This window comes from Glutamicibacter soli (assembly GCF_003309065.1).
Classification (GTDB): Bacteria; Actinomycetota; Actinomycetes; order Actinomycetales; family Micrococcaceae; genus Glutamicibacter; species Glutamicibacter soli.
This window is the reverse complement of the sequence record NZ_POAF01000002.1, coordinates 505,517-528,807: the sequence shown is the minus strand read 5'-3', so window position 1 is coordinate 528,807 and position 23,291 is coordinate 505,517. Positions and strand designations below refer to the sequence as shown.

General features: G+C 58.9%; 18 protein-coding genes, 2 pseudogenes and 1 riboswitch. Of the genes and pseudogenes, 9 read left to right on the top strand and 11 right to left on the bottom strand.

Annotated features, from left to right (window positions below):
• Positions 1 to 155 precede the first annotated feature (155 nt).
• On the top strand, positions 156 to 1,376 hold the full coding sequence (locus C1H84_RS06010; RefSeq protein WP_181728051.1) for an NAD(P)/FAD-dependent oxidoreductase: 1,221 nt from the start codon (positions 156 to 158) through the stop codon (positions 1,374 to 1,376).
• On the opposite strand, the gene C1H84_RS06005 is transcribed toward C1H84_RS06010, so the two are convergent.
• Positions 1,373 to 2,299, bottom strand: coding sequence for an NAD(P)-dependent oxidoreductase (locus tag C1H84_RS06005; RefSeq protein ID WP_181728050.1), 927 nt, complete (start codon positions 2,297 to 2,299; stop codon positions 1,373 to 1,375). The two genes, C1H84_RS06010 and C1H84_RS06005, sit on opposite strands and share 4 nt — an antisense overlap.
• Positions 2,300 to 2,444: 145 nt before the next feature.
• On the opposite strand from C1H84_RS06005, the gene C1H84_RS18210 reads away from it, so the two are divergent.
• Positions 2,445 to 2,639 carry a hypothetical protein gene (locus C1H84_RS18210; protein ID WP_181728049.1) on the top strand — a complete coding sequence of 65 codons (195 nt, stop codon included), beginning with the start codon at positions 2,445 to 2,447 and terminating at the stop codon, positions 2,637 to 2,639.
• A gap of 67 nt (positions 2,640 to 2,706) precedes the next feature.
• Here C1H84_RS18210 and C1H84_RS06000 read toward each other — a convergent pair whose 3' ends face one another.
• Positions 2,707 to 3,450: an SDR family NAD(P)-dependent oxidoreductase gene (locus C1H84_RS06000; protein WP_053797442.1), complete on the bottom strand. Its 744-nt coding sequence runs from the start codon at positions 3,448 to 3,450 to the stop codon at positions 2,707 to 2,709.
• 193 nt (positions 3,451 to 3,643) lie between these two features.
• Between C1H84_RS06000 and C1H84_RS18205 the strand changes: the two genes are divergently transcribed.
• Positions 3,644 to 3,817, top strand: a complete 174-nt coding sequence (locus C1H84_RS18205) for a hypothetical protein (RefSeq protein WP_181728048.1) — start codon at positions 3,644 to 3,646, stop codon at positions 3,815 to 3,817.
• Between the two features lie 101 nt (positions 3,818 to 3,918).
• Here C1H84_RS18205 and C1H84_RS05995 read toward each other — a convergent pair whose 3' ends face one another.
• A complete protein-coding gene (locus C1H84_RS05995) occupies positions 3,919 to 4,485 on the bottom strand; it encodes a YdeI/OmpD-associated family protein (protein WP_113606833.1) in 567 nt (188 codons plus the stop codon).
• A gap of 30 nt (positions 4,486 to 4,515) precedes the next feature.
• Here C1H84_RS05995 and C1H84_RS05990 point away from each other — a divergent pair, with 30 nt between their 5' ends.
• Complete coding sequence (locus tag C1H84_RS05990; protein WP_146955925.1) at positions 4,516 to 4,797, top strand: hypothetical protein; 282 nt, start codon at positions 4,516 to 4,518, stop codon at positions 4,795 to 4,797.
• A 4-nt stretch (positions 4,798 to 4,801) separates the two neighbouring features.
• Here the strand turns inward: C1H84_RS05990 and C1H84_RS05985 are convergent, their stop codons facing one another.
• The 5 genes and pseudogenes from C1H84_RS05985 to C1H84_RS05965 form a co-directional block, all read right to left on the bottom strand.
• Complete coding sequence (locus tag C1H84_RS05985; RefSeq protein WP_220124880.1) at positions 4,802 to 5,035, bottom strand: helix-turn-helix transcriptional regulator; 234 nt, start codon at positions 5,033 to 5,035, stop codon at positions 4,802 to 4,804.
• A gap of 11 nt (positions 5,036 to 5,046) precedes the next feature.
• Positions 5,047 to 6,090: an Eco57I restriction-modification methylase domain-containing protein gene (locus C1H84_RS05980; protein WP_425323559.1), complete on the bottom strand. Its 1,044-nt coding sequence runs from the start codon at positions 6,088 to 6,090 to the stop codon at positions 5,047 to 5,049.
• Positions 6,087 to 9,389 carry a DEAD/DEAH box helicase family protein gene (locus C1H84_RS05975; protein WP_113606831.1) on the bottom strand — a complete coding sequence of 1,101 codons (3,303 nt, stop codon included), beginning with the start codon at positions 9,387 to 9,389 and terminating at the stop codon, positions 6,087 to 6,089. Before C1H84_RS05975 ends, C1H84_RS05980 begins: the two co-directional genes overlap by 4 nt.
• Positions 9,382 to 10,041 carry a methylase gene (locus tag C1H84_RS05970; RefSeq protein WP_146955923.1) on the bottom strand — a complete coding sequence of 220 codons (660 nt, stop codon included), beginning with the start codon at positions 10,039 to 10,041 and terminating at the stop codon, positions 9,382 to 9,384. The genes C1H84_RS05975 and C1H84_RS05970 overlap by 8 nt, the downstream gene beginning before the upstream one ends.
• A gap of 337 nt (positions 10,042 to 10,378) precedes the next feature.
• Positions 10,379 to 11,771: pseudogene (locus C1H84_RS05965) on the bottom strand (IS256 family transposase).
• A 199-nt stretch (positions 11,772 to 11,970) separates the two neighbouring features.
• On the opposite strand from C1H84_RS05965, the pseudogene C1H84_RS05960 reads away from it, so the two are divergent.
• Positions 11,971 to 13,455 (top strand): annotated as a pseudogene (locus tag C1H84_RS05960) (IS3 family transposase).
• A gap of 695 nt (positions 13,456 to 14,150) precedes the next feature.
• Complete coding sequence (locus C1H84_RS05950; RefSeq protein WP_113606829.1) at positions 14,151 to 16,046, top strand: AAA family ATPase; 1,896 nt, start codon at positions 14,151 to 14,153, stop codon at positions 16,044 to 16,046.
• Between the two features lie 817 nt (positions 16,047 to 16,863).
• On the opposite strand, the gene C1H84_RS18510 is transcribed toward C1H84_RS05950, so the two are convergent.
• The 3 genes from C1H84_RS18510 to C1H84_RS05935 all read right to left on the bottom strand — a co-directional run bounded on the left by C1H84_RS18510 (position 16,864) and on the right by C1H84_RS05935 (position 19,135).
• A complete protein-coding gene (locus C1H84_RS18510) occupies positions 16,864 to 16,992 on the bottom strand; it encodes a flavin reductase family protein (protein WP_244910820.1) in 129 nt (42 codons plus the stop codon).
• Positions 16,993 to 17,064: 72 nt separating this feature from the next.
• Positions 17,065 to 18,105, bottom strand: a complete 1,041-nt coding sequence (locus tag C1H84_RS05940; protein ID WP_113606828.1) for a methionine synthase — start codon at positions 18,103 to 18,105, stop codon at positions 17,065 to 17,067.
• Between the two features lie 37 nt (positions 18,106 to 18,142).
• Positions 18,143 to 19,135: a putative oxygenase MesX gene (locus C1H84_RS05935; protein ID WP_113606916.1), complete on the bottom strand. Its 993-nt coding sequence runs from the start codon at positions 19,133 to 19,135 to the stop codon at positions 18,143 to 18,145.
• Between the two features lie 122 nt (positions 19,136 to 19,257).
• Here C1H84_RS05935 and C1H84_RS05930 point away from each other — a divergent pair, with 122 nt between their 5' ends.
• From C1H84_RS05930 to C1H84_RS05920, 3 genes are all read left to right on the top strand, one after another.
• Positions 19,258 to 20,199 (top strand): LysR family transcriptional regulator, encoded by a 942-nt coding sequence (locus C1H84_RS05930; protein WP_113606827.1) that lies wholly within the window; start codon positions 19,258 to 19,260, stop codon positions 20,197 to 20,199.
• Positions 20,200 to 20,420: 221 nt separating this feature from the next.
• A riboswitch (SAM riboswitch) is annotated at positions 20,421 to 20,511 on the top strand.
• A gap of 140 nt (positions 20,512 to 20,651) precedes the next feature.
• Positions 20,652 to 21,968, top strand: a complete 1,317-nt coding sequence (locus C1H84_RS05925) for an O-acetylhomoserine aminocarboxypropyltransferase/cysteine synthase family protein (protein ID WP_113606826.1) — start codon at positions 20,652 to 20,654, stop codon at positions 21,966 to 21,968.
• Positions 21,965 to 23,170 (top strand): cystathionine gamma-synthase, encoded by a 1,206-nt coding sequence (locus C1H84_RS05920; protein WP_113606825.1) that lies wholly within the window; start codon positions 21,965 to 21,967, stop codon positions 23,168 to 23,170. Before C1H84_RS05925 ends, C1H84_RS05920 begins: the two co-directional genes overlap by 4 nt.
• Positions 23,171 to 23,291: the final 121 nt, after the last annotated feature.

The window sequence follows — 23,291 nt, the reverse complement described above, 5'->3', positions numbered from 1 at the left end:
TCCGCGAACCCTGTGATGCGTGAATCGCCGAAAAACTTAAATATCGCAATGATGATGTGTAAGGTATAACACAATACTATATTCATGGAGTGGGTGTCCGGCCGCTGATGCAGGCCATCACACGCATGGAGCGCAGCAACTTGAGGAGCACCTTCATGAGCCTTGAACGGGCGGACGTCGCAATTGTCGGCGGCGGAATCATCGGATCCGGCCTGGCGAGTGCGCTCAGCAGGGAAGGGCTGGATGTCGTAGTCATTGATCCGCATCCCGGGCTGGGCTCATCCCTGGGAAATGCCGGACTGGTGGTCCCGAGCTACTCCACGCCGATGTCGACCCCCGGAAACCTCTGGGAGGGCGTCAAATCCTTCGGCAGCGACCATGCGCCGGTGACCTTCTCGCGCCCGCTCGGCCTTGAGACGCTGAAGTTCTTGGCAAGCTTCGCCGCCGCTTCCCGTCCGGGGCGTGTGAAGCGGGATACCGCCAAATTGCATTCGATGGCGACCCGGAGCCTTCAGCGTTATCACGAGCTCCAGGACAGCGGTCTCGATCTGGGACTTACGGTCCAAGGCTGGTTGTGGCTGTCGACCTCCCAAGGCAATCGCGATGCCCTGCGCGGCGATTCCGAGCGCATGCAAAGCGCCGGAGCGAAATGCGAAGTGGTTAACCGCGCCCAGGCGGACGAGCTTCAGCCCGGCTTGGGCAGCGAGGTCTCCGGCGGGATCTGGTTCCCCGATGAAGCATTCCTTGATCCGGAGGCCGCATCACGCCGTTGGCTGCAAGACGCCATGGATCACGGAGCCAGGCTCATTCGCGCGGAGGTGACAGGATACCGGAAGCAAGGCGAGCGGATCACGGATCTCACGACTACCGAAGGCGATCTTGGCGCCAAGCAGGTCGTGCTCGCCACTGGAGCCGACAGCCGTGCCGCAGGCAGGCTGCTGGATATCCGGGTACCGGTTGAACCGGGCTATGGCTGGTCGGTCACCTTATCGGATCCCCAGAACCAGCTGAATCGCGCGCTGATGGGGATTGAAGATCATGTGGTGATCAGCCCGATGCCGGGCCGTGTTCGTATCACCGGCGGCATGCGGTTCGGTGCGGCGTCGGGGGCGGATCCCGCCGACCGCGACATTGCCAAGCTGCGGGAGCACGCGGCGGCAGTCGTTCCAGCACTCGCAGATTTGGAAGAGCTGACACGTTGGCAGGGCGCGCGCCCGATGACAGCCAGCGGCGTGCCGATCATTGAATGCCGCGGGTTCGACAACCTGGTGGTTGCCGCCGGGCACGGTCCGTTGGGTGTTACCCTCGCGCCGATTACCGTGGATCTGGCCAAGGAGTTGGTAACTGCCGGGTTGAGCGCGGCGCGAACCCGCTAGTTCCTGTCGGTCACGACGTTGAATGGCTTCTTGCCGGCGTGTATCCCGCGGACCTGTTCGATGGCCAGTTCGCTGACCAGTTTGAGGAACTCCCCGGTGTCCCCTGCCATGTGCGGGGTGATGATGCAGTTCTGAGCGGTCCACAACGCGTGGTCGGCCGGCAGGGGCTCGGGGTCCGTGACATCCAGCGCGGCGCGGATACGGCCGCTGTTCAGCTCCGGCAGCAGCGCGTCGGTGTCGACAATGGGGCCGCGGCCGATGTTCACCAGCAGCGCGCCGTCGCGCAGGCGTGCAAGGAACTTAGCGTTGACCAGTTTTTCGGTTCGGGCGGTATGGGGCAGCGCGACTATGACAACGTCCGCCTGCGGAAGCAGTGCCTCGATTGAATCGATTCCGTGGATGGCGTTCCCATCGGGCAGGGTTCTCGGCGTGGAGGCCACCGTGATGACCTGTGCAGGTTTGAACGGGGCAAGACGCTCGGCAATGGCACTGCCGACTCCTCCGACTCCCAGCAGCAGGACTGTCGATCCGTGCAGAGAGGACGTCCAGATACGTTCCCAGCGCTGTTCACGCTGTTGCTCCAGGGCCTGGGGCAACTCACGCAGGCTGGCCAGGACCAGGGTCAGGCAGTGCTCTGCTGTGGCGTCTTCCACCGCACCGCGGGAGTTGGTCAGTGTGGCCTGCCGTGGCAGGTGCTCAAGGACCCACTCGTAGCCGATGGACAAGAGGTGCACGTGCTGCAGGCCCTTGATCCGTGCGACGCGGGCACGCCGCTCGGGGTCCACCGGGCGTTCGGTCACCAGCACGTCGGCTTCCGGGGCATCGTGCGGATCATCGTTGATGTGCCAGAGGATCGGTTCGATTCCGGGAAGCTTCAACCCGTCGGCGAGTTGTTGCCAGGGGACGAGAACACGCAGGGTCACGGAGCTTCCAATCGTTGGTGGGTACCTGGCTATTGTGTCTGCTGGGACCGCACGTGGACAAGCTGGAACGCCGGCAAGGAACCCAGAAGTCCAATTTCCGTGCTTTTGGCCTGTATAGAAATGATCCAGCGGATAGAATCTGGCCATGACCCAAACTTCAGAGCGTACTGGCAAAAAGGGCACAGCAGGTTCCACCGCGACGATGGTTGTCGGCTGGACACTGGTATTGATCGGCTTGGGCATATTCGTCCTGGGTGAACCGGTGGGCGGCGGACTGCTGGTGGTATCCGGGGCCGTGCTTCATGCGGGAGCAATGATTGCCGAGTCCGTCAGACGCTAGGCCTTTAAACAGTTCAGGCCCCGGGGCAATATCCCGGAGCCTGAAATGTAGGAAAGAGGTCTAGAGGTTAGTAGAGCTTATTGGCACCACCATCTGCCATGAGAGTCTGGCCTGTGACGTACTTGGCGTCATCCGAAAGCAGGAATGCGACAACCGGTGCGACGTCGGTCTCGGGATCGCCGAAGCGGCCCAGCGGAACCTTGGTCAGCGACTGCTCGTACAAGTCTGGGAAGGCCTGGCTCCAGGCCTTGACGCCGTCGGTCAGTGCCATTGGCGAAACTACGTTGACTCGGATGTTGTTGGCCGCCCATTCGTTGGCAGTCACGCGGGACAAGCCGCGGATGGCTTCCTTGGCCGAAGCATAGGCGGCCTGGGTCGGCTGGCCGACCATGGCCGAGCCGGAACCGAAGTTCACAATCGAGCCGCCGTTGTCCTTCAGGTGAGGGTAGGCGGCGAGCATGAACTGGCGGGTCGCCAGGAAGCCGGTGTTGAACGAGAGGTCCCAGGCAGCCTGGTCCAGATCGGTGAAAGGTGCCTGGCGCGAAGCGTGGGCGTTGTTGACCAGGCCGTTCAGTCCGCCGAAGTTCTCCACGGCTGCGGCTACGGCTGCATCTGCGGTTTCCTGCTTGCTGACGTCGCCGGCGATGAAGGCCAGTGAATCTCCGGCTTCTTCCTTGAGCTTGGCTCCCGCTTCGGCGTTGAGGTCCACTGCGACGACCTTTGCTCCGCGGCGGAGCAGGACGCGGCTGATGGCCCCGCCGATGCCGGATGCGCCACCCGTAACGATGATGACCTTGCCTTCAAGCTGCATTCTGAACTCCCTTCGAAAATCATGGCGATCCGAGGTAACTCATCTCGGGTCGGTGGGGGTAAACCCCCTGAATAACTCAGAGTCTACTCGCTATATTCGACAGCTCGTAGAAAAGGTCACCTAAGTCAATCGTTCAGCTGACGGCGGAGCAAAACTCTTGCCTGATCAAGGGGTTTCGCGATTCAATTCTGAGATGAATCGCTCCAACCTGTTGCTTCTGATTTTCTCGGTTCCGGCAATCATCAGTTGGTGCAGGATGTGGTACCTCGGCTGCGATTTCAAGTCGGCAAAGTTCCGGGATCAGCAGCAGCCCGATGGTTGGAGCGGCTGCTCGTTTTTCCTCTCAAGTTTCACCATGCTCCACTAATGTGAAACGGGTATGGAGACCCTCTAAAGGATTCTTCATGTAGCCCAGTCAAGCCGCCAATGAATCAATTGAAAATACTTGGAAATTGTATTCTGCGCACGTCACTCGGACTCTTCGCCCAATTGGGCAATAAAACGTGCGATGCGCGCGGCTCTGGTCTTCTCGGTCTTGGCAATCATCAGCTGATGCAGGATGTGATAGCGCGGCTGGGACTTCAGTGCTTCGAATGCCGCCTTGGCAGCCGGCTGCGCATTCAGGGCGCGCTGCAGGTCCTCGGGAACCTGAGCCGTCGCTTGCCCTTGGTAGGCGCGATCCCATCGGCCGTCTGCCTTGGCCTTGTCGATCTCTGCCTGTCCGCGTGGGCGCATTCTGCCCTGTTCGATGAGTGCTGCCACGAACTGCGTGTTCTTTTCGGACCATACTGAAGTTTTACGCCGGGGAGTGTAGCGCTGCAGGAATGTTGCTTCGTCGTGGCTGCGGCGCTGTCCGTCGATCCATCCGCTGCACAAAGCTTCCTGCAACGCGTCGGCAACCATCAGGGAGGTCGGTTCAGTGGTGCCCTTTTTGGCTATGAGCAGCCAGACCCCGTCGCTAGTTTCTTCGTTGACATCAAGCCAGGCGCGCCAAGCTGCGATGTCGTCGAGGATCAGCGGGTTGTCATAGTCCATGGGAACTATTGTGCTGATTGGAGTCTTCGGTTGGAAACAGTGAAGTTGACTCACAAGTTCACCGATCTGCAAGACGAGTTCAAGATCCGCGTCGAGGCCACAGGAAGCGAACCTGCCGTGGCGGTCAAGCTCCGAGAACAGCTCAAAGAACGTGAGGAGACGATCACACGGCTCAGAGCAAAGATCCGTGAGCTGACCAACGACCAGCAACAGCTGGAACGCGTCATCAACGTGCTGTCACTGGAGCAACAGCATGGCAGGACGGACAAGTCCACCGTGGTTGGCATCCGGCAGCCGAGAGACGGAAGGTGACGGCCTACTGGTCGTCCTCTAGCTGCACCTCAGCAAGGGTAAGTTTCAACCCCAACACTTCTGAAATCTTGCTCAGTGTATCGGTGCTGACATCTTCGCCGGCCTCCAGGCGGGCTACGGACGGGCGGGATACGCCCGCCCTGGAAGCAAGGAGACCCTGGGACAGCCCCAAGCCCGTGCGTGCTGCACGGACCTGCTGGGCGATCTCATTCATGGCACTTGAATCAGTTTCGACCATGATGGCAGAGCTCAATCCATAGCTTTGACATTGGACTCGATGAAATCGATTTCCGAAGCGCTGAGTCCGTACTTTTTGTACAGCTGCTCGTCAATCTCTGGGATTGACTTAGACCAGTCGATGTCTGACTTCCCAGTAAAGTCCTGAAGTGGAACGTATTTCCAGACTTTAGCAGGGTTGTGCTGAGTTACTTTCAATACACCAAGCATGACCCTGGCAAATTTTGATTTTACATACTTAAGGCAATCGTTTGCCTCAGTTTCATTGCTGAAAGAGCCAATCGTTAGGAAGGTTTGAGTCACCGCGACGTTAGGCTCGACTACCAGAGGACTTGAAAGTGCTTCTCCAAGTTGTCCAGAGCCATTTGCGGCAGTCACTGCTACTTTGAACTTGTCTAGAGCATCTGGGCCCGAAATGTAATCACTGCACACCCAACGACGTGCACGTTTCTTTCCGTCGAGACCCAATACGACGGAGTATTTTTTGCCGTCGTTCGGAATCCCATCATGAAACAAGAACGGCGTGCGCTGGAAAGCATGAGTACCTATTACATACTGATGGCCAGATGAGAGTACCGCAGCAGCTTGAGGGTTATCCGCATGCATCACGTCGGTATAGCGATACGAGCGTCCGCTAGAAATACCTGCTTCAATCAAAGACGAATGGTCTTGCGACATGACTTTGTGCAGGATCTCATTAAGTTCCGGGTACTTGGTGAAGGTTCCAATGGGCTCTCCGTCGCGCTTTTCGTCACGGTACGTCACAGCAATTCCACCCTTGATGTCAGTGCCAGGGAACAGGTCATTGCTGTTGGGCTCGTAATAAGGAACGCTCAGATGCCTGTCACTCAACATGGTCTCATTCCATGCTTTGGGTGTGTACCCCGCATCGAACAGAAACCGGGCAGGAGTGATCAGTACAGCTTTGGAGCCAACTTCGTAGGCGGCTTCCATGAACTTATGGTAGATGGGCATTGCATGAGTTGCATCGCCCGTCGCTTCCTTTTGATATGGAGGGTTCCCGATAACAACATCGAACTTCTTTTCCATGTTCATTTGCCTTCCTGAAGCATGTCGTTGACAAGGGTCTTGCGTTCGTCTGAGGTCATTGTTGCTAGGTTGCCGACTTGGTAGTGCCCAGAGTCCTCCATCCACTGTTTTCGTTTTCCAATGCCGCCAGAGACAGCTTCAACGGTGATGTCATGGAGGATCTGGTTATGGCTCATCTCGAACAGCTGCTTGGTGAGAATGTGCCTGAGTCGTTGCTGCTGGTCGGGGATCTTGACTGCCAACCCGGTGTCGAGGCGACGCACCAGTTCCATCAGGAACAGTCCTGCTGTGGAGAAGAGGTCCGCAAAGGTCTTCGTTGGGTCCTCGAAGATTTCAGGATTCTCCTTCTCAAGCAGGTCAACCATCTGGTTCACCACAGGTTGAGGGGTGAAGACCAGCGACGACTTCTGCCGTGGAATGTAGGCAAAGATGTTCTCGGTTAGCGAGTCGTCAAAGTAATCAGCGAGTTCGGCCTTCTTTGCAAGGAACTCCTGGATTGACTGATCGAATACAGCCTCATCGAAGAACCCAGGGATCTGGACTACCTGCCCGTCTTCCTCGACTACTTCCTGGCCGTCGCGGAGGATGCGGAACTCGGATTCGCTGATACCGGTGATCTCCTGGAAGATATCATCTGGGGTGTGGACATCGAAGTTTGCTAGGCGCATGTCCTCGTGCCCATATGCCATCAAGAACAGAGGGATGGTGCGTGCAAAACCGCGCAGGTGGGAACGAGCATCGTCCATCGTGGCGTTGGCCCGGTTCTGTTCCTTCTTGGTCTCTTCACGAGTGACGGTTTCCGTTGCTACTTCCTCGGAAGATTTTTTCAGAATGGCCATGAGTTCTGCCTCAAACACAGAATCATTTTCGACCTTCTTTTCCTTGACAGTTGCCACTTCTTCGTCCGTGGTGGCTTTCTCCCGCTCGTCTTCGAGGTGCTTCTCAGCAATGTTTCTTTCGACAATGGCACGCTCAACAGCAGCCTCCACCTCAGCTTCAGTGCGCTTGATGTCGCGGTCGACCTGGGCACTGGTCAGACCGTATTCTTCCTTAAGTTTCTCGCGAGTCTCACGAGTCTTCTCAGTGACGAAGCCGGCCAGTTCTTTGGCCAACTTTGTGGCCGGCTTTCCTGGGTTGAAGGCAGGAACTTCTTCCTTGCTCCAGACAGGAGCGCCGAGCTCAGCAATCTTAGGATTGATGACGGTCTCAACATCAATCTGGACATTGCCTTCAAAGTCGGTCACTGGAACTGGCTCGTCAAGGGAGATCTTAGTGCCGCTCTTGAGCTTTCCTTCCTTGGCTTCGGGAAGCTTCTCAAGAATCTTTTTCACATGTTCCGAGTAACGGAAGATGCCGGCCACATTATCGAACAGCAGGTTGGAGAGGAACCCACGTCGCACGACTTCTTTGGCCTTGAACACCCGCGGAATCGTGAGCACCTGGGCGGCGTCAAGCTCCACCATTTTGCCCTCAGAGTCCTCACCGATGACTGGGAAGAAGTTCAGCAAGCGGCGGATGTTGTCCTGGCGTACCAGATGGTTGCCCGATGGGTTGGAGCGTAGGTTATTGGCGAAGTCATCGAAGATACTGAGGGTGCGTTCTGGCGCGAAGTCGAAGATGTAGGCGTTCTTCTTCTGCAGCACGTGCTCGCCCCGCATGAAAGTGTGAGGGTTCTGGGCGCGGAACGCTGCCTGCATGTACAGAGCTGGCGAGGACAGATTCGACAGCATCAGTACGGCAGTCCACTCTGGCACGGTGACACCGGTGGTCAGCTGACCGACCGACAGCGTGATGGTCTTGCCGCCGTTCTTCTCAGCCTCAGCAATTGCCGTGCGCACTCGGTCCAACGACTTCTCGGAAGCAGCCACGTCCATGCTGTCATGGCTTTTGCCGTCGCCAGCGGCGAGAATGATCGTGTAGTCCTTGAACACCTCGTGTTGCTTCAGCAGCTTTTCGAGCGCCTTGGCCGAAGCGACACGGTCCAGCAGCCAGAAAGAGTGCCTGATTTCTTCGCGTAGTTCAGGCGTGGAGAACGGGTACTTCTCATTCTGTGTCAGGCAATCTAGGAACTTGAGGATGTCCTCGCGGTGCTCAAAAACGCCGTTGTCCTTGGTCGTGAAGAACTCATTGAGGTCGAAGGCATAGTCAATGTTGGCTTCGTCCTCAGAGAGCGCCACACCCTGAGCCAGACGGTCGGTGATCATCCGCGAAATCTGGTACGTGTACATGTTCAGCATCGGCAGAGATGCGTAAGGATTGTCCCGCGACTCATCCGACCACTCTTCGCGAGCGGTCTGCTCGTCCTCGTAGGTCCAGTTGAAGATCTGTTCCTGGTTGAACTTGCCAGAAGCCAGGGCCTTGAACGGTGTGCCGGACAGATGCAGTGTCTGGGTGCGGTTGATGTTGTCGAACGCGATGTCGGTTTTCGTGGTGTCGACACCCTCGTGGGCTTCGTCGATCACCAGCAGGTCCCACTCGAATTCGGCGATGTGCTTCAACTTCTTGTGGTGGCCCCCGAAGTACTGGGAACCTTTGAGATCCTGCAGCGACAGGAACTCCACGATGCGCGGGTCCTCGTCCTGATTCTGGACTGAGTACTTTCGCCATTCCTCGCGGGTCATCGTCTCGCGGCCCGCCAGCGATGCTGATTCGGAAACAAAAACATATGAAGTCTGGTGTCCGATGAAGCGGGTGAAATCATCGAACCATGAGTTGGCAATGGCAGGCCGGTTGGTTACGATCAGGATCTTGCGTGCTTCGAGCTTGCGTATTAGATCATAGGTCGTTATCGTCTTGCCGAAACGCGGCTTGGCATTCCACAGCACCGCGTCATGCCCAGAGGTGAACGCCTCCAGAGCCTGCTTAACAGCAGCATCCTGTTCGGGGCGTAGTGCGTAGTCCTCAGTGCCCGCGCGCTGCATATCGACTTCATCCTGGCTGGCGAACTGAAGGAAGTATTCCTTGGAGGTTCGCGGAGCGTAGGCGAAGTGATGCCACTCGGTGCGCTTTGGCTTGGCATCGGGGTTGTATTCCCGCTCAATGCCCTGCTGCTTCAAGTAGGCATGGAAGTCCTTATCGGTGAAGCGGCCGCCGCGTTCAGTCTGGAAGAACGCCCGCAGCGCCCACAACTTTTCTTTGCGGACCGACAGTTGGGAAGCCTGCTGAGCGATACGGGCGTCCGGGCCACCGGATTGTTCGGTGTATCCGATCTTCTCCCAGCCGGCATACTTCGGAATATCTGGTGTCGTCCACGAGTAGACGTACGGTGTGACCTCGTGGAAAGTGCTGATCTTCGGGTTAGACATTAGCCTTCACTTCTTTGTAGACATGCTCGACGCGGCAGACCTCGTAAGATTCGTAGAGCGCGAAATCGAACATTCCTTTGCCAGTAGATGAGTTTCGCAAAGATGAAAGAGAGAACGGTTCTCGGTGGACCATACCCGGTTCGTTGAGCACGCGGTGCCACCACGAAAATTGAATCTCGTCTCCAGCAGCGTCGAGTCCTGTGAGGGTGTTGCCTTGGAGGATGTTGCACTCGATCAGCATGGTTGCAGAACGGTAGAGGTTCGTGCGCGGACCACAGGAGTTTCCAGCGCGTTCGTGGAACTCAACGAAAATGTCTAGAAGTGAGTCTTGCGCTGCCTGGTGATTGTCTTTCAAAAGCTCGATGCCGTAGATCGAAGCCAGCGCGAATAACGTTTCGGTCTGCCAGAAGGCTGGCTGGTAGCGCTTTTCGATGGCGTGGAGCTTCCGCCAGAGGATGGCAACCAGGAAGTTTCCATCACCGGCGGCAGGCTCAAAGAAGGTCTTGTCTACGAAGTTGGGGCCAGTTTCCAACTCTGTCTTTACGAGGTCAAGCATCTGTTTGACCATCGACCTTGGGGTGAAGACCTCACCGTGTGTTCTCACTCGATGGCGCGACTTGATGAGTTGCTCATCTGGTGTCAGTGCTGTCATTGATCCTCGTGAATTAGGTGCAAGTTAAACTATTCTCCAATGTATCAGGATGTTTACATACGATTGATAGTTAGGCACTCTTTTTACCGACTACTTGGCTGGCGGCATGGGCAACCGGTCTATACTCTCGTGCTATGTCCATGCGGAGAAAGTCATGAGGAGTGTCTTGCAACTGTTCACGCCCCCGAACGCGGCGACGATTCGGTTTTCGTCCGGGCGCTCCGGGGTGGCTAAAGAGGAAAGTGTAGACATCCTGACACTGACGCGCGGATGCTTGAGCCTGTCAGGAAGTTTGTGTAAGCCCCTAGTCACCTCCGTTATTCAGGGCTCTTAACAATTACTTCAAATACGGTTCAATTCGCTCCGGGTACGCCATGGCCAACTGCTGCAACGCCTGCTTTCAGCCGTTGGTCCCGGCCCCTTCCACCAGATGCGATCCGGCGCCGGCCCTCGGGGTCCGGCCCTTCTTCTGCGCGTCCTTGAACCGCTCCCGGGCGCGCTTGTCCTCGATATTGCAGATCGCCAGCCACAGCATCTTCACCGCCGCCGCGTCGGAGGGGAAATGGCCCCGGGACTTGGTGACCTTGCGCAACTGGTAGTTCATCGACTCAATCGCGTTGGTCGTGTAAATGACCTTGCGTAGCTCCGGGTCGAACTCCAAGAACGGGGTGAATCGTTCCCACGCGTTGCGCCACGTCGCCACCGCCGACGGATACTTCCGCCCCAACTCGGACGCTTCGAAATCATCCAGGGCCTTGGCTGCGGATTCGATGCTCGGCGCCGTGTAGATGCTCTTTAACTGCGCGCTGACCGCTTTGCGGTCACCGTAGGACACGAACCGGTTCGCCGCCCGGATCAGGTGCACCACGCAGGTCTGCACGGTCGCCCGCGACCACGTCGCCTCAATCGCCTCCGGGAAGCCAGTGAGCCCGTCGCAGCAGGCAATCAGGACGTCTTTGACGCCGCGGTTGGCCAGTTGGGCGCAGACACAGCGCCTGCGTATTTCGCACCCTCGTTCTCCGTGACCCACAGGCCCAGCACATGCTTGACGCCTTCCACGGTCACGCCGATGGCCATATGCGCGGCCTTGTTGAGCACCTGGTGGCCGTCGCGGACCTTGACCACCAGCGCATCCAAGTAGAGGATCGGGTAGAACTCCTCCAACGGGCGTTCCTGCCAGGCCGCGGCCTCGTCGAGCACTTCGTCGGTGATCTTGGAGATCGTGTCGTGGGAGAGCTGGGTGCCGACGGTGGTTTCCAGGTGGTAGGCGATATCCCGGACGGTCATGCCGCCGGCGTAGAGGGAGATGATCATTTCATCCAGCCCGCCGGTGCGGCGCGAGCCCTTGGGCACCAGCGTGGGGGCGAAGGTTCCGGCCCGGTCCCGGGGAATCTGCAGGTCGATATCTCCGGCGATCGTGGACACGGTCTTCGGGTAGGAGCCGTTGCGGGAGTTGGGCAGGAACTGGCCGTGGCTTTCGCCCTTTTCATAGCCCAGATGGCTGCTCAGCTCGGATTTCAGGCCGCGCTCCAGGCCGGCAGGGATGATCTGCTGCGATGTTCTCCGTCTTTGCCGTCGAGCTGGATTTCTCCGCGGTCGATGAATCCCATGAGTTCGTCGAACGCCCCGGATTCCTTGACGGCGTCCATGGAGCCGAGGGCTGCGATTTTCTCGGCGATGTCTGAGGCGTTTTCCATGCTCTGTTCGGTCTGGTCTTTCTGGATGGTCATATCGTGTTTTTCCTAGTCTCTTTTTATCAATTGACTAGGGGTCTTACACAATCAACCTGACAGGCTCGGACGCTTAGGGACACCGGTGGTTACTTTTCCAAGAGACGGTCAGGCCCCTGTCTGTCAGGGTTGAGTGAGACCACCGATTCATAGCAAACCACCCTCCCCAGACAGGGCGAGAACAGGACCAACCTCCACCATGAGCATCGCCTCCATCCACCCAGCCACCGGGACCATGCCGGAGAATGGGACCATGGATTCCACCCAGCCCCGCCCGGACCAGCCGCAGCGTCGCACCAACACCCCGGCCCAGAAGCTCGCCTACCTGCACGCTTACGAACAAGCCATCCAAACCGGCGAAGGCCGCGGCTACCTGCGCGCCAACGGGTTGCATTCCTCGCAGTTCGTGGAGTGGCGCAGGCTGCGCGACTCGGGAATCCTCGACGGGAACAACCCCGCCAGCACCAGCGGCAGCACCGGGACCAGGACGGGCAGGCTGAGCAAGGAACAAGCGGAAATCGTCCGACTGAAAAAGCATCTCGCAGCCAGCGAACAGAAGCTGGCCACCACGCAGAACGCCCTGGAAATCATGGGAAAAGCACACGCGCTCTTGGAACAATTCTGAAAAGAGTGCGGATTCCAAGTAGAAGTACGCAGCCTGCTCACCGACACCTACCAGCAGCTGCTCGGCGGCGGGGTACCCACCCGGCAGGCCAGCGCCCTGTCCGAGGTCAGCCGGGCGACCATGCACCGCCACCAGCGTGCCGCGCGGGCCCCGAAATCAGCGTCCACGGCGCCGCGTCCGGCACCGGCGAACAAGCTCACCGCGCAGGAGGAAGCCCTGATCTTGGAGACGCTGAACAGCGAGCGGTTCATCGACCAGGCACCCGAGCAGATCTACGCCACCTTGCTGTCTGAAGGAACGTATTTAGGCTCGGGCTCGGCCATGTATCGGCTGTTGCGTCGTGAGAAGCAGGTGGCCGAACGCCGCCGGCAGGCCCGGCATCCAGCCCGAAAGGTCCCGGAACTGGTGGCGTACCAGCCTGGAGAGGTGTTTACCTGGGACATCACGAAACTCGCTGGGCCGGCCAAGGGGACCTACTTTGACGCGTACGTGATGATCGATATCTATTCGCGCTACATCGTCGGTTGCTAGGTCCATGCCCGTGAATCCGGGGAATTGGCGCGTGAGTTCATCGCGCAGGTATTCGCCACCGACCAGATCCCCAAGGTGGTCCATGCTGACCGTGGCACGTCGATGACCTCGAAGCCGGTGGCGGCGTTGCTGGCGGATCTGGACGTGCTCAAATCGCATTCGCGGCCGAAGGTCAGCAACGACAATCCGTATTCGGAGAGCTGGTTCAAGACCTTGAAGTATCTTCCGGTGTTCCCCGAGCGGTTCGGTTCGCTGGCCGATGCCCGGGAATTCATGGACCGGTTCGTGAAGGCGTACAACGGTCATCACCGGCATTCGGGGATCGGGTTCCATACGCCTGCGGACGTGCATTTCGGGATGACTGGGCATGTTGAGGACCAGCGGCTGATGGCGTTGCAGAAGGCGTGGGACGCGCATCCCGAAAGGTTCGGGCAGCGCAGGCTGCCGAAGAAATTACAGATGCCTGAGGCCGCGTGGATCAACGAACCGGTGACGCAGGAGGAAGGTGAAGAGATGCTCGCTGCTTAGCACCCAATGGTCTCACTTGACTTGAAAATTTCCGGAACGACGCTGAGAAGCAGCAGCACGACCGCAACCTCTAAGACGTCCCAGAATCGAGCTGGGCCCTCCCCCAGCTTTCAAGCTGTGAACTCTCTCGTTCTATCCGCATAGTCCGTACTGGCCCAGTGAGGCGTCGATATGGATCTAGCGAAGTTCTTTTCAACATGATCGATCGAGCGTGGACAGCAGCTCGGCCAGCTCGATGCCCAGTCCATGCATTAGTTGACGATGACGTCAAGGGTTGGGGTCTGTGCCCCGCGCTCGACGCCGATGACGTAGGTCCTGTCCATATCAACGTGGCGTGCGAAGGATTCTGGCATCTGCTATTTACTGGAGGACATATCGACTGACCGGATTTGCGGTACCCACTAACCGTATTTAGCGCACTCAAGTTATTTGATGACATCTACTTTTTGACGTGATATGGTTTCATCACTCTCGGAGAATTAACATGTTTGGCGTTTCGCCTGTTAAGTGATCCAAGTTCCGCAAGGCGTTTTGCGCCTATTTTTCTGTTTATCCAAACTATCAGTTAGCGGAAATGGAGACCACCCCGCTTGGTTTGACGTAAAATTGGAAGAATAAATTTTCGAAGATCACTTAACAAGTTTTGAGCTCTGCTATTATGTTGAAAAAAGGCTCCTAACTCATGCGAGGTTTTCTTGAGAATTTCTAAAGTAAAGATTAATAATTTTCGTTCCCTAAAGAATGTAGTAATTGATTTTAACTCAATTACTTCATTTGTAGGACCGAATGGCGTGGGTAAGTCAAGCGTGCTCCGGGCGCTGGACTGGTTTTTCGCGCCCATCGGAAAGACCCCCCTGCTTGAAGATGACGACGTTACTAATGGATGCGCAAACGAGCCAATTCGTGTAGAGGTACAATTCTCAGGACTATCTGACGAAGATAAAACCGAGCTTGGATCTTACGTGCCTGAAGGTGCAACCACATTCGTTGCGTGGAAGACTCGTTCTGTCGACGGCCGCGAGAACCTATCAGCAAACGCAAAGTCGTATCCCGCATTCAACGAAATACGCAATGCTTCCAGCGCAACGGAGAAACGGGCACTTTATAACACTCTTAGAGCTGCAAATCCTGAGATTGGTCTCTCTTCTGTAGGCAGCACCGCTGCCGTTGACGCTAACCTTCGCCAGTTCGAATCTGAAAATCCTGATTTACTCGAAGATGCGCCCGAGACGCTTCAAACTGATTTTTTCGGGTTCAATAGCGCCAGTAAGATGAGCGGTCTTTTCGACTATGTACTGATCACAGCAGATCTTCGCGCGACGGAAGAATCGTCTGATGCTAAGACAAGTATCATTGGCCGAATTCTCGAGCGAACGATTGACAGGACGGCGGCAGATGAAGAAATCGCTAACTTTATCGAAGTTAGCCGCAAGACCCAACAATCAATATATGAAAAGCACTTCAAAGACCCACTGGAAGACGTATCGCGCCGACTCAACGAGGTTGTAGGAAGCTATAGTCCAGGTCGGATGATCAAAGTGTCGCCATCGGAGGTTGAACTCAAGGCTGCAAAGACCGCCTTTGGCGTGAGTATCCAAGATGGGGATATTGAAACCACTATTGATCGTCAGGGCCACGGGTTTCAAAGGACAATTCTCATTTCGGCACTTCAAATGTTGGCGACTGAAGGGGCAGCTTCTGAGAAGGGTGTCATTTTCTTAGCTATTGAAGAACCTGAACTTTTTCAACATCCGATTCAGGCTCAGGCCTTCGCCAAGGTACTTCGCGATCTTGCTGAAGACACTGGTAAGAATATTCAGGTTGCTTACGCGACGCATAGTCCTTATTTTATTGATGGCGCGAACTTCCATGAAGTTCGTCGTTTGGTGCGTGCCACGGGAGGGGAACGTAACGTTACCGTTCATTCATGCACGGTGGCCGATGTCGAAGTTCGTATCGGTAATCCGGCAAAGAATGAGCAGACCAGGCGACAACTGGCAAGTGTGATCAGTAGCCAATTACCTTCAGCAATTTTCGCCAACGTGGCCTTAGTCGTTGAAGGAACTACAGAACGCGCCGTACTTGAAGGGCTTGCCGATCGCGAATCTATCGGGAAGTTAGAAACCTCTGGTGTCGTGGTTGTACCAGCTCAAAGCAAGACGGGGCTTGCGCTTCCCCACGCAATACTTTCATGCCTTGGAATTCCTACGTACTCGATTTTTGATGCAGATTCAGGCCTCGAAGCTCGACTCAATTCGAAGGACCTTGCGGTTTCAAAAGTTCGAGATAGTGTGAATAACAACTATAAAATGAATCGAGAAGCCTTGCGGTACTTCAATCTGCCTGAGGTGGATATGCCCTCCAAAGTTGTTGGTGATACTGTTGCCATTTTCGAAGACCACCTTGAATCATTACTAGTGAACGAGTGGGCCGGATGGCAAGATGCATGTGACGCCCATGAAGCCAGTACTGGAGAAGTTATTGCTAAGAATAGTTCCATCTACCGAACGATCGCTCGAAGTATGACATCAGAAGCTCCAACACAGCTACAAGAAATCTTAGATCGAGTCATGAAAATGGCAACGACCTAATCAGCTGTCGACTTACTCATGCTGTCAGCGTAGCCCTACCATTCAGAACGATATTTCTGTGCTGTGCAGTAACTTGTGTCAACGCGTTCGACGGCACGACGTATCGATATGCCGGCGCTGCGCCGTTGTTTCAGTTGTCGCTTTTCTGAATCAGAGAGTGGTTGGCGTCGTTTCTTCACGCCGTGTTCGGCGGGCAGTAGCAACAGTATCGATTTCGCGATACCAAATTTTGGCTGAGGCTGATGCTAAGTTCGCCTACTTCATGGCGCTGGCTCAGGGCTTTGGCCGGGCTTTTGTGTATCGATGCGCAACTTTGAAAGCTGGCTGATTTCCCACGTCAGGCTGCCTGCGGATGCATTTCTCGTTGAGTTCTATTCGTGGCGAGATGAGTTGCTGGTAGTGGTGGCATGCCTGGAGTGACATACAGTTACTTCATGGAAGCTTCTGATTAAGTTCAGCGTCAGTCGGTGATTAATTGAAACACTACTTGGCATTTCCGCTTTCAACGACAGAGTACTCACCGCGCCGGCGCCACGACCTGTTGTGATAGACCAGTACATCTCCGGCTTGGCCCGGCGCTACATTGTGGGCAACGTGGGATTCTAGGGCGCGTGCCATGAACACTGTTGATTCTCCAGCCGGAACACGTTCGGTGATCTCGCAGCGCACTCAGGCCCGTACGCAGTCATAGACGGTTTCACCACTCTCCAGCTGGGTCCAGGTCTGTGTTTGGGCAAAACGGTCACTGCCGCTAAAAGCACCTAGCTTCGTCACCTCAATGTCCGGGCATCCAGGAAATGCACCATCTTTGGTGCTCCTAGGCAAGCACCCTGGCGGCCGGGGACGGCGCCGAGACTGAGAACAGCAGCAGCTGCGCGCTCACCGATGCCACCGACAACACGGTCAGCGCCACCGGGCCTTGGCCTGCGTCCGCGGTAATCAGCACGGCACCGCCGGGTGCTCGCGCAAGATCGTCTTGAAGTCTTCCGCGGGCAGCGACGGCGCCGCCACCGGGGTTCTAGACGCGGGCGCCGACAAGCTCCTCGCGCAGCACAGCGGCGCCGGCGCTCAATGCACTGAGCTTCGCCAACGCCACATCACGTGGGAACGGAGCCATGCCGCAGTTGGTGCTCGGGATGAGCTTGTCAGCATCCACGTACGCAAGCGCCTTGCGCAGGGTCTCCGCCACCTCTTCAGGGGTCTCGACCTGCCGGTTTGCCACGTCGATGGCGCCGAGCATGACCCGCTTGCCGCGCACCAGCTCCACGACCTCCACCGGGACATTCGAGTGGTGGGATTCAAGAGAAATGGTGTCGATGGAGGAGCGTTGCAGCAGCGGGAACGACTTCTCGTAGTGGCGCCACTGGGTGCCCAGAGTTGCCTTCCAATCGTTGTTCGCCTTGATGCCGTAGCCGAAACAAATATGCGCAACCGTCTCCGCCTTCAGGCCCTCGCAAGCGCGTTCCAGGGCTGCCACGCCCCAGTCGGCCACCTCGTCGAAGAAGACGTTGAATGCCGGCTCATCGAACTGGATGACATCCACGCCAGCGGCTTCCAGTTCCCTGGCCTCCTGGTTCAAGATGGCGGCGAACTCCCAGGCCAGCTTTTCGCGGCTGCCGTAGTAGGCGTCGTGCAGGGTGTCCACCATGGTCATCGGGCCGGGCAGGGTCCACTTGATCTGGCGGTCGGTCAGCGTGCGCAGGAACTTCGCATCCTGCACAAACACCGGGGCCTTGCGTTCCACTGCGCCGACCACGCTGGGCACGCTGGCCTCGTAGCGGTCGCGGATCAGCACCGTCTGCTTGTTGACGAAGTCAACGCCTGACAGGTGCTCGATGAAGGTGGTCACGAAGTGCTGTCGGGTCTGCTCACCGTCGGAAATGATGTCGATGCCGCGCCGGGTCTGCTCCAGCACCGCGGCGCGCATCGCGTCCTGTTTGCCCTCGGCCAGTGCCGCACCTTCAAGCTTCCACGGCGACCACAGGGTCTCGGTTTCCGAGAGCCAGGAAGGCTTGGGCAGGCTGCCGACGATGGAGGTGGGAAGCAGGGTATTGGTCATAACTGGTCCTTTGAATTCGTGAGGTGTTCAGGGGCGCTTAGGCGGCGGGGACGGCGTAGCCGGCGGCCCATGCGCTCAGCAGTTCGCGGTTCGGGGTGATGAAGTGTTCTTCGGTGTACCTGCCCTGGCTTGCGCCCAGGCGGGTGCGTTCTTCGCGGTCGTAGGAAACCTGGGTGCGCGAGAAGTCCTGCGCGCCCAAGGAAGGCCGGTAGACGGCCGGTGCGGGGGAGTTCGCGTTGTAGATCTCCGGGCGGTAGATCTTCTGGAAGGTCTCCATGGTGGCAATCGTGCTGGCCAGTTGCAGGTTGGTGTAGTCGTTCAGCAGGTCGCCGCGGAAGTAGAAGGCCAGCGGGGCAACGGAGCCGGCGGGCATGAAGTAGCGCACGCGCAGGCCCATCTTCGCGAAGTACTCGTCGGTCAGCGAGTAGTCGTCCTGCTGGTATTCCAGGCCCAGCACCGGGTGGCTGTTGCCGGTGCGGCGGTAGGTCTTGGAGGTGGAGACGCTGATGCAGATCACCGGCAGCTGTTCGAAGCGCTGGCGGTAGGCCTCCGAGTCAAGGAAATGCTGGAAAAGCCGGCCGTGCAGCTCCCCAAAGTCCTCCGGGACCACCGGTTTGCCGGATGCGTCGGCGGTTGCCGGCAGCAGCACGCTGAAGTCGTAGTCCCGCACGTAGGAGGAGAAGTTGTTGCCCACGATGCCGTGGGTGCTCGTCCCGGTGTAGCGGTCCAAGATGCTGGTGTTCAGCACCTCCAGCAGCGGGAAGTCCTGCGCACCCTGTGCCGAGTCGAAGTGCACGTTGGCGGAGATGATTTCCAACTGGAGCGTGAAGCGCTCGCCGTCCGGATTGTCCCAGTGCATCAGGGAATTCAGGCGCCGGTCGATCATCGTCAGCGCGTTGCCCAGGTTCTCCCGGCGGTTCTCGCCGCGGGCCAGGTTCGCGAAGTTCGTGGTGATGCGCGAACTCTCGGCGGGGGTGTAGTCCTGGTTGAAGTCGGTGCTGGAAATGCTGAAGGTCAATGCGTCTGCCATGGCGGCCAATCTGTTGGACATGGGCCTGGACAGGCCGGAATCAGGTGGATGCCTCAATCATGCAGGGCCTTTTTCGATATCGGGTAACTGGGGCTAACTATGGATTGATATAGACTCAGCCTATGGTTCAAAAGGCAAGCGGCCTGACGCTGCAACAGCTTCGCTACTTCACCGCGGTCGCAACCGAGGGATCGATCTCCGCGGCAGCCGACCTGCTCTACGTGGCCCAGCCGAGCATGTCCTCGGCGATGAAGGCGCTCGAATCCCGACTGGGGCGCACGCTGCTGGTGCGCTCGGCCAAGGGCGTGACGCTCACTGTCGAGGGTGCCGAGTTCCTAGGCTACGCCCGCCAGGTGCTCGAACAGGTGCAGCTGCTGGAGCATCGCTACCTGGGCCGTCCGCCCTCCCGCCGCCTGCTGGGCATCTCGACCCAGCATTACTCGTTCTCCGTGGATGCGTTCGTGCGCATGGTCCAGGCCAGCGGTGCCGAGGAGTACGAGTTCTCGCTGCGCGAGACCCGCACCGAGGAGATCATCGAGGACGTGCGCACGCTGCGCAGCGAAATCGGCATCCTCTACCGCAACGACTTCAACCGCAAGGTCATCGACAAGCTGCTGCGCGAATCCCGGCTGGTGTTCCACCCGCTGTTCCTTGCAGACCCGCACATCTTCATCTCGCGCAGCAACCCGCTGGCATCCCGCCGTCGCGCCACCCTGGAGGACCTCGAGGACCTGCCGCGGCTGACCTTCGACCAAGGTGCGAACAACTCGTTCTACTTCGCCGAGGAAATCCTCTCTACCCTGTCCAGCAAACGCGAGATCAGGGTCTCGGACCGCGCGACCATCTTCAACCTCATGATCGGCCTGGGCGGGTACACGATCTCCACCGGCATCATCAGCGACGAGCTGGACCCGTCCATCGTTGCCATCCCGCTGGACATCGACGAGCGGATCGAGATCGGCTGGATCGACCATGCCGCGATCCCGCTGACCGAACAGGCCCAGCGCTACCTTGAAGAAGTGCGCTCGGTGGTCTCCGAGTTCGACGTGCACCTGCTGGGCTGAAATGTCATAGTGCGTCTTCAATTCGTCCTCACGCGACACATATAAACCCATATTCCCCGGAATTCAGGGGTTTTTGCCTCATTCAGCGCGTCACAAAGGCCGTACGGGGCAGGGTCCAGCATGACGAAACCGCGACATATGACGGGCCGCAGCGCTGCATGAAGCGCTGGCCGCGCCACCGCTTGCTCCTGGCGGCGCCGGTGGCCAACCATGGAACTACCTACCCATCAAGAGCGACTAAGAGATCTGGCTCGTCGACGTCGCAGCAACCATCGGGAAACCGAAAGGTGCTAATGCCAGGAACGATGGAGCAGCTCCGAGCCGCGTTATGAACTGCGGCGCTGTGCCTCGTACCGTGATGTCCAGGCCGGCAATCGGCCCGGCGCCGGCGGTGCGCGGCACCGTGTTCGGTGCACTCTCTCGGGGACTACACAACGAGAAGGAGTACTGCCATGGCCCAGCCACGAGACCTCGCACAGCAGTCAACCGCGGCGATCCACGCCGGATACACCCCGAGCGGGGACTACCGACCGCTGACCGTGCCGCTGTATTCCTCCGCGGCCTACAATTTCCCCTCGCATGCGGATGCGGTGGAGAAGTTCGCGCTGCGCCAGACGGGCTTCACCTATTCGCGCACCGGGAACCCCACGGTGTCGGTCTTCGAGCAGCGCGCCGCCGCCCTGGAAGCCGGAGCCTACGCGGTGGCCACCGCCACCGGCCAGGCGGCCGTGGCGCTGGCCCTGTTGGCCCTGACCCAGGGACCCAAGCACATCATCGCCTCCAGCCAGCTCTACGGCGGGACCGTTGACCTGCTCACCGATTCATTCAAAGACTTCGGCATCCGGATCAGCTTCGTGGACCCGGACGACCCGGCGGCCTGGGAGGCCGCCATTGAAGAAGACACCCGCGCGTTCTTCCTTGAATCGGTCACCAATCCACTGTCCACGCTGCCGGACCTGCCGGCGCTCAGCGAGATCGCCCACCGCCACAACATCCCGGTGGTCGTGGACAACACCCTGGCCACCCCTGCCAACTTCCGGCCGCTGCTGCACGGCGCGGACATCGTGGTGCACTCGGCCACCAAAGCCCTGGCAGGCCATGGCCAAGTACTTGGGGGCGTGGTCGTGGACTCCGGGACCTTCGACTTCTCGGACCCAATCCGCTGGGCGCAGATCGCCGCGCCGCGGGCCCGCTACGCCGGCACTTCGCTGCTCGAACGCTATGGGGCCGGAGCCTATTCCATGCTGGTGCGCTCCAAGTTCCTGCACGATCTGGGCCCGACCCTACCGGCGGCCAGCGCCCACGGCATCCTGACCGGCATCGAAACGCTGTCAGTACGCACCGCTGCGGCGCAGCAGAACCTGCTGCTGCTGGCAAACTTCCTGCAGGCCCACCCCGCGGTGGCGCAGGTGCACCACCCCAGCCGCCCCGGGCACCCGCACTTTGAGCGGGCCAAGCGCTTCTTCCCGCGCGGCACCGGCAGCGTGCTGGCGGTGGAACTGCACGACGAGGCCCTGGTCTCCGCGTTCATCGACAGCCTGGAGGTGATTGTGCTGGCCGCCAATATCGGCGACACCCGCACCATGATCGCCCACCCTGCCACCATGACCCACTGCCGGCTCTCCGAAGCGCAGTTGGCCGACGCGGGCCTGAACCGCGCGGTGCTGCGGATCTCGGTAGGGCTGGAAGACCCCGCAGACTTGATCCGCGACCTGGACCGCGCGCTGAACGCGGCCCAGGCCGCGACCCGAGAGGAGAGCTTCGCATGAGCGGCTTCAATACGCTGGCGGTGCACGCCGGCCAGGAAAAGGATCCGCACACCGGTGCGGTGATCCCTCCGATCTACCAGACCAGCACCTTCATCCAGGACGGGATCAACGTGCTGCGCGCTGGCCACGAGTACTCCCGCGGCTCCAACCCAACCCGCAACGGGTTCGAAGCCCAGCTCACCGCCCTGGAAGGCGGAGCCGCAGGCTTCTCCTTCGCCTCCGGGATCGCGGCGGAAGACGCGCTGCTGCGGGCGCTGCTCGCCCCGGGCGACCACATCGTGCTGGGCGCCGACGGCTACGGCGGCACCAACCGGCTGATCACCCGGCTGCACTACAAGTGGGGCATCACCGCCAGCGCCGTGGACATCACCAACCTCGACGCGGTGCGCGCCGCGCTGCGTCCGAACACCGCGCTGCTGTGGGTGGAAACTCCCTCCAACCCGCTGCTGGGCATCGCGGATCTGGCAGGCTGGGCCGCCGTGGCGGCGGAGGCCGGCGCGTTGCTGGTCGTGGACAATACCTTCGCCACCCCGTACCTGCAGCGCCCGCTGGAATTCGGCGCGCACGCGGTGGTGCACTCGACCACCAAGTACATCGGAGGGCACTCTGACGTGCTCGGCGGCGCGGTGATCGTGGGGGAGCACCTGCACTGCGGGCAGTCGCTGGCCGAGGCCGTGGGCTACCAGCAGTTCGCCGGCGGAGCGGTGTCCGGACCGCAGGACAACTACCTGGCCTCACGCGGGTTGAAGACCCTGGGGCTGCGCATGGAACGCCACTGCGCCACCGCCTCCACGCTGGCCGGGTGGCTGGAGGACCGGCCGGACGTGGCCCGCGTCTACTACCCGGGGCTGCCCGGGCATCCGGGACATGAACTGGCAGCCCGCCAGCAGCGGGACTTCGGCGGGATCCTCTCGCTGCAGCTGGCTGACGAGGCAGCCGCCCGCGCCTTCGCTGAGTCAATGGAGCTTTTCCAGCTTTCGGTTTCGCTGGGCGGGGTCGAATCGCTGGTCTGCTATCCGCGGGAAATGACCCATGCGTCGCTGATCGGCACCCCGCTGGAAATCCCTGCGAACCTGGTGCGGCTGTCGGTGGGAATCGAGGAGGCTGACGACCTGCTGGGCGACCTGGAACGCGGGCTGGCAGTAGCTGCGAAGGCATCCGAAGCGGGCCGAATCCAGTATGGGAGCCTGGCCACCGCCTGATCCGCCACCGAAAACCGAATGCGGGCCTTCCTCGCTGGAAGGCCCACATCAACGGTTAATCGTTGGGACGACTTAGGCGATTCGCACTTGTGGTGCACGTCAGACAGGGAATACTGGGTTC

What these genes read in the sequence shown, in the direction of transcription:
- C1H84_RS05995 (WP_113606833.1), bottom strand. Translation starts at nt 4,485, where the DNA reads ATGGACTATGACAACCCGCTGATCCTCGACGACATCGCAGCTTGGCGC.
- C1H84_RS05920 (WP_113606825.1), top strand. Translation starts at nt 21,965, where the DNA reads ATGAGCGGCTTCAATACGCTGGCGGTGCACGCCGGCCAGGAAAAGGAT.
- C1H84_RS05970 (WP_146955923.1), bottom strand. Translation starts at nt 10,041, where the DNA reads ATGACAGCACTGACACCAGATGAGCAACTCATCAAGTCGCGCCATCGA.
- C1H84_RS06000 (WP_053797442.1), bottom strand. Translation starts at nt 3,450, where the DNA reads ATGCAGCTTGAAGGCAAGGTCATCATCGTTACGGGTGGCGCATCCGGC.
- C1H84_RS05985 (WP_220124880.1), bottom strand. Translation starts at nt 5,035, where the DNA reads ATGGTCGAAACTGATTCAAGTGCCATGAATGAGATCGCCCAGCAGGTC.
- C1H84_RS05930 (WP_113606827.1), top strand. Translation starts at nt 19,258, where the DNA reads ATGGTTCAAAAGGCAAGCGGCCTGACGCTGCAACAGCTTCGCTACTTC.
- C1H84_RS18205 (WP_181728048.1), top strand. Translation starts at nt 3,644, where the DNA reads ATGAATCGCTCCAACCTGTTGCTTCTGATTTTCTCGGTTCCGGCAATC.
- C1H84_RS05935 (WP_113606916.1), bottom strand. Translation starts at nt 19,135, where the DNA reads ATGGCAGACGCATTGACCTTCAGCATTTCCAGCACCGACTTCAACCAG.
- C1H84_RS05975 (WP_113606831.1), bottom strand. Translation starts at nt 9,389, where the DNA reads ATGTCTAACCCGAAGATCAGCACTTTCCACGAGGTCACACCGTACGTC.
- C1H84_RS05980 (WP_425323559.1), bottom strand. Translation starts at nt 6,090, where the DNA reads ATGAACATGGAAAAGAAGTTCGATGTTGTTATCGGGAACCCTCCATAT.
- C1H84_RS06010 (WP_181728051.1), top strand. Translation starts at nt 156, where the DNA reads ATGAGCCTTGAACGGGCGGACGTCGCAATTGTCGGCGGCGGAATCATC.
- C1H84_RS18210 (WP_181728049.1), top strand. Translation starts at nt 2,445, where the DNA reads ATGACCCAAACTTCAGAGCGTACTGGCAAAAAGGGCACAGCAGGTTCC.
- C1H84_RS05925 (WP_113606826.1), top strand. Translation starts at nt 20,652, where the DNA reads ATGGCCCAGCCACGAGACCTCGCACAGCAGTCAACCGCGGCGATCCAC.
- C1H84_RS05940 (WP_113606828.1), bottom strand. Translation starts at nt 18,105, where the DNA reads ATGACCAATACCCTGCTTCCCACCTCCATCGTCGGCAGCCTGCCCAAG.